Source organism: Microbacterium festucae (assembly GCF_025421715.1).
In the GTDB taxonomy this organism is placed as follows: domain Bacteria; phylum Actinomycetota; class Actinomycetes; order Actinomycetales; family Microbacteriaceae; genus Microbacterium; species Microbacterium festucae.
Window position 1 is genome coordinate 266,580 of the sequence record NZ_JAOEFC010000002.1, and the last position, 16,558, is coordinate 283,137.

Annotated in this window: 14 protein-coding genes; 10 read left to right on the forward strand and 4 right to left on the reverse strand. The window is 72.2% G+C overall.

Annotated elements, in window-relative coordinates; genetic code table 11:
• Nucleotides 1-20: 20 nt before the first annotated feature.
• From alaS to N3K63_RS07465, 8 genes are read left to right on the forward strand one after another with little or no spacing between them, the layout of a single operon-like run.
• Nucleotides 21-2,678, forward strand: coding sequence for an alanine--tRNA ligase (alaS, locus tag N3K63_RS07430; RefSeq protein ID WP_261579523.1), 2,658 nt, complete (start codon nt 21-23; stop codon nt 2,676-2,678).
• Entirely contained in the window at nt 2,678-3,151 is a 474-nt protein-coding gene (gene ruvX / locus N3K63_RS07435; protein WP_261579524.1) for a Holliday junction resolvase RuvX, read from the forward strand. The genes alaS and ruvX overlap by 1 nt, the downstream gene beginning before the upstream one ends.
• Nucleotides 3,151-4,680, forward strand: a complete 1,530-nt coding sequence (gene mltG / locus N3K63_RS07440; protein ID WP_261579525.1) for an endolytic transglycosylase MltG — start codon at nt 3,151-3,153, stop codon at nt 4,678-4,680. Before ruvX ends, mltG begins: the two co-directional genes overlap by 1 nt.
• A 9-nt stretch (nt 4,681-4,689) precedes the next feature.
• Nucleotides 4,690-5,529 carry a shikimate dehydrogenase family protein gene (locus N3K63_RS07445; RefSeq protein WP_261579526.1) on the forward strand — a complete coding sequence of 280 codons (840 nt, stop codon included), beginning with the start codon at nt 4,690-4,692 and terminating at the stop codon, nt 5,527-5,529.
• A 4-nt stretch (nt 5,530-5,533) separates the two neighbouring features.
• Entirely contained in the window at nt 5,534-6,745 is a 1,212-nt protein-coding gene (gene aroC, locus N3K63_RS07450) for a chorismate synthase (protein WP_261579527.1), read from the forward strand.
• The gene (locus tag N3K63_RS07455) at nt 6,742-7,266 is read left to right on the forward strand and encodes a shikimate kinase (RefSeq protein ID WP_261579528.1); all 525 of its coding nucleotides are present in this window, start codon (nt 6,742-6,744) and stop codon (nt 7,264-7,266) included. Before aroC ends, N3K63_RS07455 begins: the two co-directional genes overlap by 4 nt.
• The gene (gene aroB / locus N3K63_RS07460; protein ID WP_261579529.1) at nt 7,263-8,345 is read left to right on the forward strand and encodes a 3-dehydroquinate synthase; all 1,083 of its coding nucleotides are present in this window, start codon (nt 7,263-7,265) and stop codon (nt 8,343-8,345) included. Before N3K63_RS07455 ends, aroB begins: the two co-directional genes overlap by 4 nt.
• Nucleotides 8,342-8,860, forward strand: a complete 519-nt coding sequence (locus N3K63_RS07465) for a GNAT family N-acetyltransferase (protein WP_261579530.1) — start codon at nt 8,342-8,344, stop codon at nt 8,858-8,860. The genes aroB and N3K63_RS07465 overlap by 4 nt, the downstream gene beginning before the upstream one ends.
• Nucleotides 8,861-8,872: 12 nt before the next feature.
• Here the strand turns inward: N3K63_RS07465 and N3K63_RS07470 are convergent, their stop codons facing one another.
• Both N3K63_RS07470 and N3K63_RS07475 read right to left on the reverse strand, forming a co-directional pair.
• Nucleotides 8,873-9,367, reverse strand: a complete 495-nt coding sequence (locus N3K63_RS07470) for a GyrI-like domain-containing protein (protein WP_261579531.1) — start codon at nt 9,365-9,367, stop codon at nt 8,873-8,875.
• 99 nt (nt 9,368-9,466) lie between these two features.
• Nucleotides 9,467-11,518, reverse strand: coding sequence for a M3 family metallopeptidase (locus tag N3K63_RS07475; RefSeq protein WP_261579532.1), 2,052 nt, complete (start codon nt 11,516-11,518; stop codon nt 9,467-9,469).
• Nucleotides 11,519-11,608: 90 nt separating this feature from the next.
• On the opposite strand from N3K63_RS07475, the gene N3K63_RS07480 reads away from it, so the two are divergent.
• Nucleotides 11,609-12,214: a winged helix-turn-helix domain-containing protein gene (locus N3K63_RS07480; protein ID WP_261579533.1), complete on the forward strand. Its 606-nt coding sequence runs from the start codon at nt 11,609-11,611 to the stop codon at nt 12,212-12,214.
• 19 nt (nt 12,215-12,233) lie between these two features.
• Complete coding sequence (locus N3K63_RS07485; protein WP_261579534.1) at nt 12,234-13,613, forward strand: MFS transporter; 1,380 nt, start codon at nt 12,234-12,236, stop codon at nt 13,611-13,613.
• A gap of 55 nt (nt 13,614-13,668) precedes the next feature.
• Here the strand turns inward: N3K63_RS07485 and N3K63_RS07490 are convergent, their stop codons facing one another.
• Nucleotides 13,669-13,905: a hypothetical protein gene (locus N3K63_RS07490; protein WP_261579535.1), complete on the reverse strand. Its 237-nt coding sequence runs from the start codon at nt 13,903-13,905 to the stop codon at nt 13,669-13,671.
• Nucleotides 13,905-16,481, reverse strand: a complete 2,577-nt coding sequence (gene valS, locus N3K63_RS07495; RefSeq protein ID WP_261579536.1) for a valine--tRNA ligase — start codon at nt 16,479-16,481, stop codon at nt 13,905-13,907. The genes N3K63_RS07490 and valS overlap by 1 nt, the downstream gene beginning before the upstream one ends.
• Nucleotides 16,482-16,558 lie beyond the last annotated feature (77 nt).

Consider the following 16,558-nt stretch of genomic DNA (forward strand, 5'->3'; position numbering starts at 1 on the left):
CGCCCGCAAGAGGAACGCACATGAAGACCGCTGAGATCGCCCAGCGCTACCTGGACTACTTCGAGAAGAAGGGTCACACCATCGTGCCGTCGGCGTCGCTGGTGACCGACGACCCGGCCCTGCTGTTCACCGTGGCCGGCATGGTGCCCTTCATCCCGTACCTGAGCGGCGACGTGCCCGCCCCGTACCGGCGCGCGGCCGACAACCAGAAGTGCATCCGCACCAACGACATCGAAGAGGTCGGCAAGACCCCCCGTCACGGCACCTTCTTCCAGATGCTGGGCAACTGGTCGTTCGGCGACTACTTCAAGGAAGGCGCCATCGGCTACGCCTGGGAGCTGCTGACCACCCCCGAGTCCGACGGCGGCCTCGGCTTCGACCCGAAGGACCTGTGGGTCACCGTCTACGAAGAGGACGACGAGGCGCGCGATCTCTGGCTGAAGCTCACCGACCTGCCCGAGGAGCGCATCCAGCGTCTGGGCAAGGACACCAACTACTGGTCGACGGGCCTTCCCGGCCCCGCCGGCCCCTGCTCGGAGATCTTCTTCGACCGGGGCCCCGCGTACGGCATCGACGGCGGCCCCGCCACCGACGACGACCGGTACGTCGAGATCTGGAACCTCGTGTTCATGCAGTACGAGATCACCGATGTGAAGAGCAAGTACGACTTCACGATCGTCGGCGAGCTGCCCGCAAAGAACATCGACACCGGCATGGGGCTGGAGCGCATCGCGTTCCTCAAGCAGGGCGTCGACAACATGTACGAGACCGACCAGGTGCGCCCGGTGCTCGACAAGGCCGTGGAGCTGTCCGGCCGCACCTACGGCGCCGACCACGAGGACGACGTGCGCTTCCGCGTGATCGCCGACCACGTGCGCTCCTCGCTGATGCTGCTCGCCGACGGCGTCACCCCGTCCAACGACGGGCGCGGCTACATCCTGCGCCGCCTCATGCGCCGGGCCATCCGCTCGATGCGCCTGCTGGGCGTGGACGGTGCGAGCTTCGCCGAGCTGTTCGCCGCGTCGCGCGACGCGATGAAGGAGGCGTACCCGATCGTCGAGACCGACTACGAGCGTCTCGCCCAGTACGCGCTGGCCGAGGAGGCCACGTTCCTGCGCACCCTCGCGGCCGGCGAGACCCTGCTCGACGACTCGCTCGCGCAGACCAAGCAGGCCGGCGGCACGACCATCCCCGGCTCCGAGGCCTTCCTGCTGCACGACACCTACGGCTTCCCGATCGACCTGACGCTCGAGATCGCCGAAGAGGCGGGCATCACCGTCGACCGCGCCGCGTTCGACGAGCTGATGCAGGAGCAGCGCGCCCGCGCCAAGGCCGACGCGCGCTCGCGCAAGCGTCAGCTGGCCGACACCAGCGTCTACCGCGACTTCCGCGCCCAGGGCGAGACCGTCTTCACCGGCTACACCGAGCTGGAGACCGCCTCGCGCATCCTCGGCATCCTCGTCGACGGCCACCCCGCCCAGCGGGCGCTGGCGGGCGAGGTGGCCGAGGTGATCCTCGCCGAGACGGCGCTCTACGCCGAGAGCGGCGGCCAGGTCGCCGACAAGGGCGTGATCGTCGGTCCCGGCTACGAGCTCGAGGTGCTCGACGTGCAGAAGCCGGTCCCCGGCCTCATCAGCCACACCGTCGAGGTCACCAGCGGCGAGGTCGGCATCGGCCAGCCCGCCACCACGGTCGTCGACACCGCCAACCGGCGCGCGGCCCGGCAGGCCCACTCCGCCACGCACCTGGTGCACGCGGCGCTGCGCGACACGCTGGGCAAGAGCGCCACCCAGGCGGGCTCGCTCAACCGCGCCGGCTACATGCGCTTCGACTTCTCGTGGGGCCAGGCGCTCTCGGATGCCACGAAGTCCGAGATCGAGGAGATCGCCGGCAACGCCGTGCGCGACAACCTCGAGGTCACCACGCGCGTGCTGCCGCTGGCCGAGGCCAAGGAGCTCGGTGCGATGGCCCTGTTCGGCGAGAAGTACGGCGACACGGTGCGCATGGTCGACATCGGCGGGCCGTGGTCGCGCGAGCTGTGCGCCGGCACCCACGTGTCGACGTCGGCGGAGATCGGGCTCATCTCGCTCGTCGGCGAGTCGTCGGTGGGAGCCTCCACCCGCCGCGTCGAGGCCCTCGTCGGACTCGACGCGTTCCGCGACCTCGCCGCCGAGCGCGCGATCGTCTCGCAGCTGTCGTCGAGCCTGAAGGCGCCGCGCGAGCAGCTGCCGGCACGCATCGCCGAGCTGCAGGCCAACCTCAAGGCGGCCGAGAAGAAGATCGCCCAGTTCGAGGCGAAGGCCCTCGGCGACCGCGCCCCGCAGCTGGCCCAGACCGCCACGCGCGTCGGGGCCCACCTGCTGGTCGCAGAGGCGATCGGCGCGGCCGGCTCGGGCGACGACGTGCGCACGCTCGCGCTGCAGGTGCGCGACCGGCTCGGGTCGGATGCCGTGGTGGTCGCCCTGGCCGCCGAGGTCGGCGGACGCCCCGTGGTCATCGTCGCCACCAACGACGCCGCCCGCGCGGCGGGTGCCAAGGCCGGTGCGCTGGCCAAGGCCGCCGCCGGTGCGCTCGGCGGCGGTGGCGGCGGACGCGACGATGTCGCCCAGGGCGGCGGCGCCGATGTCGCGGCGATCCCCGCGGCGCTGGACGCCGTGTCGGCGGGGCTGGCCTCGTAGTGACCGGATTCCGTCGCGGCACGCGACTGGGTGTCGACGTCGGCAAGGCGAGGGTCGGTGTCGCGCGCTGCGATCCCGACGGCATGCTGGCGGTGCCGGTGGAGACGGTGGCGCGGGGCGAGGCGGCGGTGGCCCGGGTGGCGGCGCTGGCTGCGGAGCACTCCGCGTTCGAGGTGCTCGTGGGGCTGCCGCTGAGTCTCAGCGGCGCCTCGACGGCCTCGACCGACGATGCGCGGGCCTTCGCCGGCGAGTTGGCGACCGCGACCCGACTGCCCGTGCGACTCGTCGACGAGCGCCTCAGTACGGTCTCGGCGCACGCGGCGCTGCGCGAGGCGGGGCGATCCCAGAAATCGTCTCGTAGGATTGTCGACCAGGTCGCCGCCGTCGTCCTGCTCCAGCAGGCGATCGACGTCGAGAAGCGCACCGGAAACCCTGCCGGTGAGCTGCTGGAAGATCCCCTGGAGCACGCCTGATGCCCGACACTCCGTCGAACGACGATCAGTTCGCCGACTTGTTCAGCCGTCTCCCGTCCGCGCGCAGCGCCGCCGACACGGATGCGGGTGCTCCCCGCCCGGGTGAGTCCGGTGCCCGCGACGAGGCCGCCCGTGGTGAGCCATCCCGCGCCGCCGACACCGGCGCGCCGCTGAGCCGACGCGCCGCACGGGCGGCCGCCCAGCCCGACACGGCCCCCGGCGCCGCACAGCCCGCGGCCGCCCAGCCGACAGCGCCGCAGCCGGCCGCCGCGCAGCCGGTACCGGCCACGGCGGCTCACGCCACCGCATCCGGCCCGCCCGTCACCCCCGGAACACCGGCTGCCCCCGCACCGGCCCCGGCCGGGGGCACGCTGGATGCGCTCTTCGGCGGCGAGCTCGACGCCGACGAGCAGATCCGCCACAAGCGGCAGGCCGCCGACCGGCGCAAGAGCCGCATCGCGAAGTGGGTGATCCTGGGCGTCGTCCTGGCCATCCTCGGCGGCATCGTCGGCGGCGGCTACTACGTGTGGTCGACCTACGAAGACAAGATCCGCGCCTTCATGGGCTGGGAGGAGCCGCGCGACTTCGCCGCGGACGAGGCCACCGGTGAGGCCACCGTGACGATCGTCGCCGGGGACAACGGGTCGAGCATCTCGCAGACGCTCTTCGACGCCGGCGTCACCAAGACCCCCGACGCCTTCTACCGCTACCTCGTCGACGAGGTGCTCAATCCGACCTTCTACCCCGGCGCCTACAAGCTGCAGCAGAAGATGACCTCGGCGGCTGCGCTGGAAGCGCTGGAGAACCCCGACAACAAGCTGGAGAACACCGCCCAGCTGCGCGAGGGTCTCACCGTCGACCAGTCGCTGCCGATCCTCTCCGACGGCACCGGCATCCCGCTGGAGGAGCTGCAGGCGGCCGTCGCCGATCCCTCGGCCTACGGCGTGAGCGCGCAGAGCCTCGAGGGCTGGCTGTTCCCCGCCACCTACACGTTCGGTCCCGACGCGACCGCGCAGTCGGTCATCCAGACCCTCGTCGACCGCACCGTGACCTCGCTCGACTCCGCCGGCGTGCCGGTGGAACGGCGCGAGGAGATCCTGAACATCGCGTCGATCATCCAGCGCGAAGCCCGTTTCGAGGACGACTTCTACAAGGTGTCCCGCGTCATCCAGAACCGACTGTCGCCCGACAACGGCGAGACGTTCGGCAAGCTGCAGATGGACTCGACCGCCCAGTACGGCTACGGCGAGATGCACGACGGCACCGTGAGCTCGTCGCGGGAAGCTCTCGAAGACGACAACGCGTGGAACACGTACGTGCACCCCGGGCTGCCGATCGGTCCGATCGCCAACCCCGGCGACGTCGCGATCGACGCGGCGATGCACCCCGCCGACGGGCCCTGGCTCTACTTCGTCACCGTCAACCTCGCCACCGGCGAGACCGTCTTCACCACCACCTACGCCGAGCACCAGAAGGCCGTGACGCAGTGGCAGGACTGGTGCAAGGCCAACCCCGACTCCGGATGCTGAGTCGCTGACGTGACCGCGACGGCCCTGGAGGTGTGGGGCGACCCGATCGCACACAGCCTGTCACCGGTGCTGCACGGCGCCGCCTACCGGCACCTGGGGTGGGACTGGACCTACGGCCGCCGCCGCGTCGACGAGCGCTCGTTCGCCGCGGAGCTGGCAGGGCTGGATGCCACCTACCGCGGGCTGTCGTGCACGATGCCCCTGAAGGGCGTCGCCCACGACGCCGCGGTGTGGCGCGACGACCGCGCGGCGGCCACCGGCGCCGCCAACACGCTGCTGCTCGGCGCCGACGGCCCCCGCGCCTGGAACACCGACGTCGGCGGCATCGTGCGGGCCCTCGCCGACGAGGGGATCACCGACGCCGAGACGGTGCGGATCGTCGGCGCCGGGGCGACGGCCACCTCGGCCCTCGCCGCGTGCGCCGAGCTCGGCACCCGCCACGTCGACATCGTCGCCCGGCGCCCCGACGCCGCCGCGTCGCTGCAGCAGCTGGGGGAGCGCCTGGGCCTCGCGGTGACGGCATCCGCGCTGTCGGGCGCAGCCGCCGCACACCGCCCGGCCGCCCTCACCCTGTCGACGCTGCCCGGCGCGGCGGAACTGCCCGCCGAGGTCGCCGACGGGCTCGCCGCGGGCGGCGGGCTGCTCTTCGACGTCGTCTACGGACACTGGCCCACCGCACTGGCCGAGGCGTGGCAGCGCGCCGGACACCGGGCCGTGCCCGGCACCGGGATGCTGCTGCACCAGGCGGTGCTGCAGATCCGCGTCTTCGCCACCGGCGACGTGTCGCAGGCGCTCCCCGACGAGACCGCCGTCGTCGACGTCATGCGCCGCGCGCTCGTGGGAGGATAGGCGAATGCTCCGCGTCCTCACCGCCGGCGAATCGCACGGCCCCGAACTGGTCGCCATGATGGAGGGTCTGCCTGCCGGCGTCCCCGTCTCACGCGCCGAGATCCAGGCAGACCTCGCTCGTCGCAAGCTCGGCTACGGCCGCGGCTCGCGCATGAAGTTCGAAGAGGACGAGCTGACGATCTCGTCGGGGGTGCGCCACGGCTACAGCATCGGCAGCCCCATCGCGGTGCGCATCGGCAACACCGAGTGGCCCAAGTGGACCGAGGTCATGAGCGCCGAGCCGGTGCCGCTCACCGAGATGTCGCGCGGCCGCGGCGCCGCCCTCACCCGCCCGCGCCCCGGTCACGCCGACCTGGTGGGCATGCAGAAGTACGGCTTCGACGAGGCCCGGCCCATCCTCGAGCGCGCCAGCGCCCGCGAGACCGCCGCGCGCGTCGCCCTCGGCGCGATCGCCCGCGCGTTCCTCGGCGAACTCGGCATCCGACTGGTCAGCCACACCCTCTCCATCGGGCCCGTGCGCGTGCCGGACGGCGCGGCCCTGCCCACCCCCGACGACGTCGACGCGCTCGATGCCGACCCGCTGCGCTGCTTCCACGCCGACACCTCGGCCGCGATGGTCACCGAGGTCGACGCGGCCAAGAAGGACGGCGACACGCTCGGCGGCATCGTCGAGGTGCTCGCCTACGGCCTGCCCCCGGGGCTCGGCTCCCACGTGCAGTGGGACCGGCGTCTGGACGCCAAGCTCGCGCAGGCGCTCATGGGCATCCAGGCCATCAAGGGCGTGGAGGTCGGGGACGGGTTCGAGACCACCCGCCGCCGCGGCTCCGCCGCCCACGACGAGCTGTTCGCCGCCGACGGGTCGATCACCCGCTCCAGCGACAAAGCCGGCGGCACCGAGGGCGGCATGTCGACGGGCACCGTGCTGCGCGTGCGCGCCGGGATGAAGCCCATCGCGACCGTTCCCCACTCGCTGCGCACCGTCGACGTCGCCACCGGCGAAGCCGCCACGGCGCACCACCAGCGCTCCGACGTGTGCGCCGTGCCCGCCGCCGGCGTCGTCGCCGAGGCGATGGTCGCCCTCACCCTCGTCGACGTCGTGCTCGAGAAGTTCGGCGGCGACTCGGTCGCCGAGACGCGCCGCAACCTCGAGGGCTACCTCGCCGCCATCCCCGAGAGCCTCCACACCGCCGCGGACAGCGACGCCTCGCTCGGATGACCGCGCGCGCGATCGTGCTCATCGGACCGATGGGCGCGGGCAAGACGAGCGTCGGCAAACGTGCCGCCAAGGCGCTCGGCATCCCGTTCTACGACAGCGACGCGGCCGTCGTGCGCGCCCACGGCCCGATCGCCGAGATCTTCACCACCCACGGCGAGGAGCACTTCCGCGCGCTCGAGCGCGACGCCGTGGCCGCCGGACTGGCCCAGGGGGGCGTCGTCGCCCTGGGCGGCGGCGCCGTGCTCGACCCGCAGACGCAGCAGCAGCTGGCCGGGCATCGGGTGGTGCTGCTCACCGTCGATCCCGCCATCGTCGCCGGTCGCATCCGCGGGGCCGCCCGGCCCCTCCTCAACGACGACGTCGACGACCCGGTGGCGCGCTGGAACGCGGTCTACGACGCGCGGCGCGAGCTGTACACCCGTCTGGCCGACGTCACCTTCGACACCTCGACCGGCCCGCTGCAGGGGATCGTCGACGCGATCGTCGACTGGGCGCGCAACGAACAGGAGCCTCTCCCATGAGCCAGTCCACCGTCATCACCGTCGCCGGTGACGAGCCCTACGACATCACGGTCGGCCGCGGCATCCTGCCCCTCGTGGGCGAGGCGCTGCCGCCCGGCGCCCGCCGCGTGCTCGTCGTGCACCCGCCGACGCTGGCCGCCGCCGCCGCCGACCTGCGCGAGCAGCTGACGGCGTCCGGTGACCGCCAGGTGCTGCTGGCCGAGATCCCCGACGCCGAGCAGGGCAAGCGCGTCGAGGTCGCCGCGTTCTGCTGGCAGGTCATGGGTCAGGCCGACTTCACCCGCACCGACGCCGTCGTGGGCTTCGGCGGCGGGGCCGTGACCGACCTCGCGGGCTTCGTCGCGGCCACCTGGCTGCGGGGCGTGGCGGTCGTGCAGGTGCCCACCACGGTGCTCGGCATGGTCGACGCGGCCGTGGGCGGCAAGACCGGCATCAACACCGCCGAGGGCAAGAACCTCGTGGGCGCCTTCTGGCCGCCGCGCGCGGTCATCTGCGACCTCGACCTGCTCGACTCGCTGACCGACAACGAGCGTGTCGCCGGCTTCGCCGAGGTCGTCAAGGCCGGCTTCATCTGGTACCCCGAGATCCTCGACCTCATCGAGGCCGACCCGGTCGCCGCCGTCGACCCGCACTCCGACGCGTTCCGGCGCTGCATCGAGCTGGCAATCGAGATGAAGGCGCGGGTCGTGGGGGAGGACCTGCGCGAGGCGGGCCTGCGCGAGGTGCTCAACTACGGCCACACGCTGGGGCACGCCATCGAGCACGCCGAGCGCTACCGGTGGCGCCACGGCGCGGCCGTCTCGGTGGGCATGGTCTTCGCCGCCGAGCTGTCGCGCCTGGCCGGCAGACTCTCGGATGCCGCCGCGCAGCGCCACCGCGACATCCTCGAGCTGCTGGGGCTGCCGACGACCTACCGGGCCGGCGCATGGAACCAGCTGCTGGCGACGATGCAGCGCGACAAGAAGACCCGCGGCTCGATGCTGCGCTTCATCGTGCTCGACGACATCGGCAAGCCGACCGTGCTGCAGGCCCCCGACGAGTCGCTGCTGTTCGCGGCCTATCAGGAAGTCGGGGAGTGACCTCGCCCGTCGTCCGTCGGGTGGCGCTGCACGAGTGGCGCGAGGTGCGCGACCTGCGCATCCAGGCGGTCGGCGACGAGAACGCGGCCATCGCGTTCACCACGACGCGCGACGAGGAGCTCGCCCGCGACGACGCCTTCTGGCGCGGTCGCACGGCGGGGGCGGCGATGGGCGACAACGCCGCCCAGTTCGTCGCGATCGTCGGCGATGCGTGGGTGGGCTCGGCCAGCGTGCTGCTGCGGGCGGCCGACGCCCCGGCGGCGGGCGCGCTGCGGGCCGATGTCGTGGGCGTCTACGTCGCTCCGGTCCATCGCGGTGCCGGCATCCTCGGGCTGCTCTTCGACGAGGCCGCCGCCTGGGCGCGTGCGCAGGGCTGCGATGCGCTGACCCTCTCGACCCACCTCGACAACGCGCGTGCGCGGGCCGCGTATCGCAAGGCCGGGTTCACCCCGACCGGCGTCACCTTCACCAGCTCGGTGGGACCCGAGCTGGAGATGCGGCGCGCCATCGCGTGAGACGGGCCGCCGTCAGTCCCGCACGGGCAGGATGAGGTCGGTGCGCAGCTCGGCCGGGTCGTCGGTCGGGTCGCTCACATAGCTCTCGATCCAGACGCCCGTCGGGGTCTCCTGGACAGCGTGCACCAGCTCGGCCCACGCCTGCCCGAGCCCGTCGTACGCGCCCGTGTGGGTCGTGGCGATCGCGGGCCCGGACGGCAATGCCGAGCCGATCACCGCGACGGCGCCGACGACGACCGGCTCGGTCGGCGCCGCGGCCACGGGGAAGCCCAGTTCGAGGTCGAACGTGTCCATCGGGTCGCCGTAGTAGATCGCCAGCGCGGGCCCGGTGGGCACCAGGGTGCCGTCGCCGAAGAGCCCCGCGATGGCGGAGTACCCCTGGTCGAAGGCGTCGCGGAGAGCGTCGATGCGGATGCCCTCGTGGCGGACCACCGCCAGCGGCAGCGGGTCGAGCTGGATGCGGGCGGGGGAGGCGAACGGGGCGTCGGGGAAGGCTGCGCGTGACATGCGGTCATCCTCCCAGCTCGGTGCGCACCCGTCCATGGTGGACGAGCGCCCCGTCGGGCGGGCGTGGGCCTGCCCGGCGGGGCGCCCGGTCGGTCGTCGTCAGTCGGCGAGGCCGCGCCGGGCCAGCAGCGGGGCGATCTCGGCATCGCGCCCGCGGAAGTCGCGGTAGGCCTCGAGCGGATCCTTCGACCCGCCCACGCCCAACAGGCGCGTGCGGAACCGGTCGCCGTTCTCGCGGGTGAGTCCGCCGTTCTCGCGGAACCACTCCACCGTGTCGGCGTCGAGCACCTCGCTCCAGATGTACGAGTAGTAGCCGGCGCTGTAGCCGCCCGAGAACACGTGGGCGAAGTACGTCGACGAGTAGCGGGTGGGAACGGCCGGGTTGTCCAGACCGATCTCGGCCAGCGCCGCGGCCTCGTAGGCGCCGACGTCGTCGATCGCGGCCGCAGCGGCCGCCGACGGCGAGTGCCACATCTGGTCGAGCCAGGCCGCGGCGAGGTACTCGCTGGTCGAGAAGCCCTGGTTGAACGCCTCCGAGGCGTGGAGGCGCTCGACGACGTCCTGCGGCAGCGGCTCGTCGGTGTCGATGTGACGCGCGTAGGCGGCGAGGATCTCGGGCCACAGGATCCACATCTCGTTGACCTGGCTCGGGAACTCGACGAAGTCGCGGAACACGTTGGTGCCGGCGAAGTGCGGGTAGGTGACGGTGGCGAACAGGCCGTGCAGCGCGTGGCCGAACTCGTGGAACAGCGTCGTGACCTCATCGAGGGTCAGCAGCGTCCTGCCGGAGGCGGGCTGGGGCACGTTGAGGTTGTTGACGACCACCGGGGCGGTGCCGCGCAGGTCGGACTGCAGCACGATCGAGTTCATCCACGCGCCGCCCCGCTTGGTGTCGCGCGTGTACAGGTCGAGGATGAACAGGCCCAGCGCCGAGCCGTCGGGGTTGAAGACCTCGAACACGCGCGCATCGGGGTGGTAGGCGGGCAGATCGGGCCGCTCGGTGAAGGTGATGCCGTACAGGCGGTTCGCGGCGGTGAACACGCCGTCCTGCAGCACGCGCTCCGCCTCGAACCACGGCCGCAGCGCGGTGCGGTCGAGATCGTAGCGGGCGGCGCGCACCCGCTCGGTGTAGAACGCCCAGTCGTGCGCTTCGAGCGCGAAGCTCTCGGGTCCGGCGTCGATGATCTGCTGCAGGGCCGCCTCCTCGCGGCGCGCGTTGGCCGCAGCCGGCACCGCGAGGCGCCGCAGCAGGTCGTGCACCGCCTCGGGGGAGCCGGCGGTCTCGTCGCTGGTGATGTAGGCGGCGTGCGACGGGTAGCCCAGCAGCTCGGCGCGCTCGGCGCGCAACCGCACGATCTCGGTGAGCACGGCCCGGTTGTCGTTGTCGTTGCCGCGCGACCCGCGCGAGCGCGAGGCCTCGAGCAGGCGCCGGCGGCTCTCGCGGTCGGTGAGGCTCGACAGGTAGGGGTGCCCGGTGAACAGCGTCAGCGTGATGACGTACGAGCCCGGCAGGCCGCGATCGTCGGCATTGCGCGCGGCGGCCGAGATCTCGCCCTCGGTGAGCCCGGCGAGCTGGTCGGCCGAGTCGAAGACGACCGCCAGGTCGTTGGTGTCGGCGAGCAGGTTCTTCTCGAAGGCCGTCGTCAGCACCGACAGGCGCTGGTTGAGCTCGACGAGACGCTCCTTCTGGGCGGCGTCCAGGCCCGCACCGGCGTGGGTCATCTCGCGGTGGTGGCGCTGCACCAGGTAGCGCTGCTCGGCGGTGAGGTCGAGCGCGTCGAGGCGGTCGTGCACGGCGCTGATGCGGCCGTAGAGGGCGGCGTCGAGCTGGATGGCATCCTGGTGGGCCGACATCAGCGGCGCGAGCGCCTCGTCGATCTGCTGGATCTCGGGCGTCGCGTCGGCCGACGAGACCGTGTAGAAGGTGCGCGCGACGCGGCCCAGCAGGTCGCCGGCCCGCTCCAGCGGCACGAGCGTGTTCTCGAACGTGGGCTCGTCTGCCGACGCGGTGATCGCGTCGATCTCGGCGCGGTGGGCGGCGAAGGCCTCGGTGAAGGCGGGCAGGTAGTGCGCGGGCCGGATCTCCCGGTAGTCGGGCAGACCGTACGGGAGGGTCGGGGGAGCGAGCAGGGGGTTCACGGCATCCGTCATCCCCCCCAGCGTATTCATCGATCGCGAGCTCCGGGCCATTATGCAAAGAAATGCTTGCATCCATCTGTTTGCAAAGCTATCTTTGCATGCATGAGCGACGAGAAGGATGCCGGGACACCGACCACCGCACCGGTGCGCACCCTCGACCAGGGGGCGCTGAAGGCGCTCGCGCATCCGCTGCGCGTGCAGATCTACGACATCCTGTCGCAGCAGGGCGCGCAGACCGCCTCGAGCCTGGCCGAACTGACGGGGGAGTCGTCGGGGTCGACGAGCTATCACCTGCGGGCCCTGGCCAAGCACGACCTCATCCGCGAGGTCGAGGGGCGCGGCTCGGCACGTGAGCGGTGGTGGGAGCGCCCGCGGGGCGGGGTGTCGTTCACCAACCCCGATGCGCTCAAGACCCCGTCCGGGCGGGCCGCCTCGCAGGTGGTCATGACCGAGTTCCTCGGCCGGCGCCACCAGCAGCTCATGCGCTACATCACCCAGAGCATGAACGCCCCGGCGCTGCCGTCCGAGGACGAGGCGCTCATCTCGACCTCGACGGTGCCGCTGACCCCCGCGCAGTCCGCCGAACTCATCCGCCGGCTGCAGGCCGTGGTCGACGAGTTCTCCGACGCCTACCGCGGACAGGAGTCCCCGGATGCGCGCCTGTTCAACATCCGAGCCGATGTGTTCCCGCTTCCGGACGAAGCCTGAGCCGAGGAAGGCCACCACCATGTTCGTCGACGCCTCCACCGACACCTCCCGCGACGACGCCGACGCGTCCGCGGCACCCTCCCGCGGCCTCGGCCGCGACTTCGGCAAGCTGTGGACCGCCTCGGCGTTCAGCAACCTCGCCGACGGCATCGGGCGCACCGCCGTGCCGCTGGCGGCGACGACGCTGACCTCCGACCCGCTGGCCATCGCCGCGCTGGGCGCCCTCGCCTTCGTGCCCTGGCTGCTGTTCGGTCTGCCCGCCGGCATGATCGTCGACCGCTTCGACCGCCGCATCGTCATGGCGGTGGCCAACACCCTGCGCGCCGGCGTCGCGCTGTGGCTGGCCATCCTCGCCGTGGGCGGCGGCCTGACGATGCCGGCCCTGCTCATCGGCACCCTCATCTTCGGGCTCGGCGAGACGCTGTTCGACAACGCCACCATCGCGATCGTGCCGACCGTCGTGCGCCGCGATCAGCTCGACCGCGCGAACGGCTGGATGCAGGCCGCCCAGATCACGATCGACAACTTCGTGGCCAGCCCCATCGCCGGTGTGCTGTTCGCGCTCTCGCTGGCGCTGCCGCTGTGGACCGGCGCCGTCGGCTACCTCGCGCCCATCGTGCTGGCCCTGCTGCTGCCGCTGTCGGCAGCGCACGCGCTGCGCCGCACGCCCGAGCCCGCCGCGACCCCCGCGGCCACAGCGACCGCCGCGGCCGCCCCGCCCGATGTGGCGCCCGGCGTGGTCTCCGAACCGGTCGCCGCGCCGGCGCCGGCGGAGGCGGTGCCGTCCCGTGCCACGCTGCGCGACGCGCTCGGGTTCCTCGTGCGCCACCGCTACCTGCGGGCGATGGTGCTGTTCACCTCGATCATCGGCTCGTGCCTGTCGTTCGCGCAGGCGCCCATCGTGCTGTTCTTCCTCGACACCATGGCCGTCCCCGCCTACGGCATCGGCTTCGTCACCGCCGGCATCGGGGTCGGCGCGCTCGTGGGCTCGCTGGTGGCCGCCCGTCTGGTGGCGCGCCTCGGCCGGGGCCCCGTGATGTTCTCGGCGACGCTGCTCAGCGGCGCGATGCTGCTGGCCACCGGTCTCGCCCCCGAGGTGTGGTCGGCGGTCACCGCCTTCGCGATCAGCGCGTTCGCCGTGGCGATCTGGAACGTGCCGTGGGGGAGCCTGCGCCAGCAGATCGTCCCGCCCGAGCTGTTCGGCCGGGTGCTCGGCGTCATCCGCACCCTCACCTGGGGCATGTTCCCGCTGGCCACGATGCTGGGCGGCTGGGTCGCACGCTACGACCTGCGCGCCCCGCTGGTGATCGGGGGCGCCGTCGCGGTGGTCACGACCCTCGTCGCGGTGCGCCTGCTCATCGTCGGCACCCGCCAGGCCCACGCCGACGCGGTCGTCTGACGGCGCCGTTCACCCGGCGGCCGGCGCGCGGCGCGGCCGCCGGGTGAACGCGTGCTCAGGACAGGGGGTCGTCGGCGTGCCCCACGATGACGTCGCCGGATGCCGTCAGCGACACGGTCACGCCGGTGTCGAGCTCGGCGATCGGTCGCCCCTCGAGGAAGGTGAGCGTCCAGCTGGGCCGGGGCGACTCGCCGGGCAGCAGCGCCTCGACGGCGGCCAGCTGCGCGTGGAGCGCGGCGGGCACCGCCGCCGGGGGCACCGTGCCGGCGGTCCACCGCGTACCCAGACGCATCACGCCTCCTGCGGGGCCAGCACGATGCCGGTCACCGCGAGCTGGTCGGCGACCTCGTAGGTCACCTCGGCGATGCGTCCGACGGCCTTGAGGTCGCCCTCGGCGGCGCGCAGGGCGTCGAGCGCGGCGGCCGGACCTGCCAGCACGATGCGCTCGACGGGCGTCTTCTGCGAGGCCTTGGCCTCGGTCTTGGCGCGGCGGATGCCGATGAGCGCCTCGCCCACCCGGGCGAGCACCGCCGGGTCGCCCTCGATGCCCAGGGGCTCGGGCCACGGCGCGGTGTGCACCGAGCCCTCCTCGAACCACGACCACGACTCCTCGGCGGCGAAGGCCAGCACCGGGGCCAGCAGTCGCAGCAGCGTCGACAGGGCCAGGCGCAGCGCGAGGGCGGCCGAGGCCTGTCCCGCGTCGGTCTGGTTGTAGGCGCGCTCCTTGACCAGCTCGAGGTAGTCGTCGCAGAACGTCCAGAAGAACGCCTCGGTCACCTCCAGCGCGCGGGCGTGGTCGTAGGCCTCGAAGGCGCGGGTGGCGTCGCGCACCACCTGGTCGAGCGTCGCGAGCATCGCGGCGTCGAGCGCGTGGGTGATCCGTGCGCCCTCGGGCACCGGGAACGACAGCACGAACTTCGCGGCGTTGAGCACCTTGATCGCGAGCCGGCGGCCGATCTTCACCTGCGTCGGGTTCTGCGGGTCGAAGGCCGCGTCGGCGCCCAGGCGGCTGGAGGCCGCCCAGTAGCGCACCGCGTCGGTGCCGTGCTGGTCGAGGATGTCGGCGGGGGTGACGACGTTGCCCTTCGACTTGGACATCTTCTTGCGGTCGGGGTCGACGATGAAGCCCGAGATGGCGGCATCCGACCACGGTGCCCGGTCGTCTTCGAGTGCGGAGCGCAGCATCGTGGAGAACAGCCAGGTGCGGATGATGTCCTGACCCTGCGGACGCACGTCGAACGGGGCGACGAGCTCCCACAGCTGCGGGTCGCGCTCCCAGCCGCCGGCCAGCTGCGGCGTCAGGGACGAGGTCGCCCAGGTGTCGAAGATGTCGCGCTCCGCGTCGAAGCCGCCCGGCACCCCGCGCTGGTCGGCGGTGTAGCCGGCCGGCACATCGGTGGTCGGGTCGATCGGCAGCAGCGCGGTGTCGGGCACGATGACGCGGTCGTAGTCGCGGTCGCCGTTCTCGTCGAGGCCGTACCAGACCGGGATCGGCACGCCGAAGAAGCGCTGACGCGAGACGAGCCAGTCGCCGGTGAGGCCGTTGGTCCAGTTCTCGTAGCGCACCCGCATGAAGTCGGGGTGCCAGTCCATGCCCTTGCCGAGTGCGATGAGCTTGTCGCGCAGGGCGCCGTCGCGGGCGCCGTTGCGCAGGTACCACTGCCGGGTGGAGACGATCTCCAGCGGCCGGTCGCCCTTCTCGTAGAACTTCACCGGGTGGGAGAAGGGCTTGGAGACCTCGAGCAGCTCGCCCGACTCCTGCAGCAGCTCCACGACGCGCTTCTTGGCGCTGAAGACGGTCTTGCCGGCCAGCTCCGCGTAGGCGGCGCGGGCGGCGTCGGTGGTGAGCACGTCGGGGGCGTCGGGCAGCACGCGGCCGTCGGCACCGAGGATCGTGCGGTTGGGAAGGTCGAGCTCACGCCACCACACGATGTCGGTGACGTCGCCGAAGGTGCAGACCATCGCGATGCCCGAGCCCTTGTCCTTCTGGGCGAGGGGGTGGGCCAGCACCGGCACCTCCACGTCGAACAGGGGAGTGCGCACCGTCTGCCCGAAGTAGGGCTGGTAGCGCTCGTCGTCGGGGTTGGCCACGAGCGCCACGCACGCCGCGAGCAGCTCGGGGCGCGTGGTCTCGATGAGGATGTCGCCCGAGCCGTCGCTCTTGTGGAACGCGATGCGGTGGTACGAGGCCTGCTGGTCGCGGTCTTCGAGCTCGGCCTGCGCGATGGCGGAGCGGAAATCGATGTCCCACAGGGTCGGCGCGAGCGCCTGGTAGGCCTCGCCGCGCTGCAGGTTGCGCAGGAACGCGAGCTGGCTGATGCGGATGGTGTCATCCGAGATGGTGCGGTAGGTCTGCGTCCAGTCCACCGACAGCGCGAGCTGGCGGAACAGGTTCTCGAAGGTCTTCTCGTCTTCGAGCGTGAGCTTCTCGCACAGCTCGATGAAGTTGCGGCGGCTGATGGGCACCTGATCGGCCGGCTTCAGGCTCTTCGCGTCGCCCTGGAACGGCGGCACGAAGTCGGCGTCGTAGGTGAGCGAGGTGTCGCAGCGCACGCCGTAGTAGTTCTGCACGCGGCGCTCGGTGGGCAGGCCGTTGTCGTCCCAGCCCATCGGGTAGAACACGGTCTTGCCGCGCATCCGCTCGAAGCGGGCCTTCACGTCGGTATGCGTGTAGCTGAACACGTGACCGATGTGCAGCGAGCCCGACGCGGTGGGCGGGGGCGTGTCGACCGAGAACACTCCGCCGCGGCCGCGGCGGGCGGCGGCGTCGCGGTCGAACAGGTAGGTGCCCTGCGCCGACCAGGCGGCATCCCACTTCTGCTCGAGGCCTTCCAGGGCGGGCTTGTCGGGAATCTGCGCGTTCGACATGGGTCTCTCCTCGAGCGGATATGTGCGGCACTGTGTGAGCGTGCCTGAGTGTGGGTGCGGCAAGTCTACCGGGGGTC

What these genes read in the sequence shown, in the direction of transcription:
- alaS (WP_261579523.1), top strand. Translation starts at nt 21, where the DNA reads ATGAAGACCGCTGAGATCGCCCAGCGCTACCTGGACTACTTCGAGAAG.
- mltG (WP_261579525.1), top strand. Translation starts at nt 3,151, where the DNA reads ATGCCCGACACTCCGTCGAACGACGATCAGTTCGCCGACTTGTTCAGC.
- aroC (WP_261579527.1), top strand. Translation starts at nt 5,534, where the DNA reads ATGCTCCGCGTCCTCACCGCCGGCGAATCGCACGGCCCCGAACTGGTC.
- N3K63_RS07455 (WP_261579528.1), top strand. Translation starts at nt 6,742, where the DNA reads ATGACCGCGCGCGCGATCGTGCTCATCGGACCGATGGGCGCGGGCAAG.
- aroB (WP_261579529.1), top strand. Translation starts at nt 7,263, where the DNA reads ATGAGCCAGTCCACCGTCATCACCGTCGCCGGTGACGAGCCCTACGAC.
- N3K63_RS07470 (WP_261579531.1), bottom strand. Translation starts at nt 9,367, where the DNA reads ATGTCACGCGCAGCCTTCCCCGACGCCCCGTTCGCCTCCCCCGCCCGC.
- N3K63_RS07475 (WP_261579532.1), bottom strand. Translation starts at nt 11,518, where the DNA reads ATGACGGATGCCGTGAACCCCCTGCTCGCTCCCCCGACCCTCCCGTAC.
- N3K63_RS07480 (WP_261579533.1), top strand. Translation starts at nt 11,609, where the DNA reads ATGAGCGACGAGAAGGATGCCGGGACACCGACCACCGCACCGGTGCGC.
- N3K63_RS07485 (WP_261579534.1), top strand. Translation starts at nt 12,234, where the DNA reads ATGTTCGTCGACGCCTCCACCGACACCTCCCGCGACGACGCCGACGCG.
- N3K63_RS07490 (WP_261579535.1), bottom strand. Translation starts at nt 13,905, where the DNA reads ATGCGTCTGGGTACGCGGTGGACCGCCGGCACGGTGCCCCCGGCGGCG.
- valS (WP_261579536.1), bottom strand. Translation starts at nt 16,481, where the DNA reads ATGTCGAACGCGCAGATTCCCGACAAGCCCGCCCTGGAAGGCCTCGAG.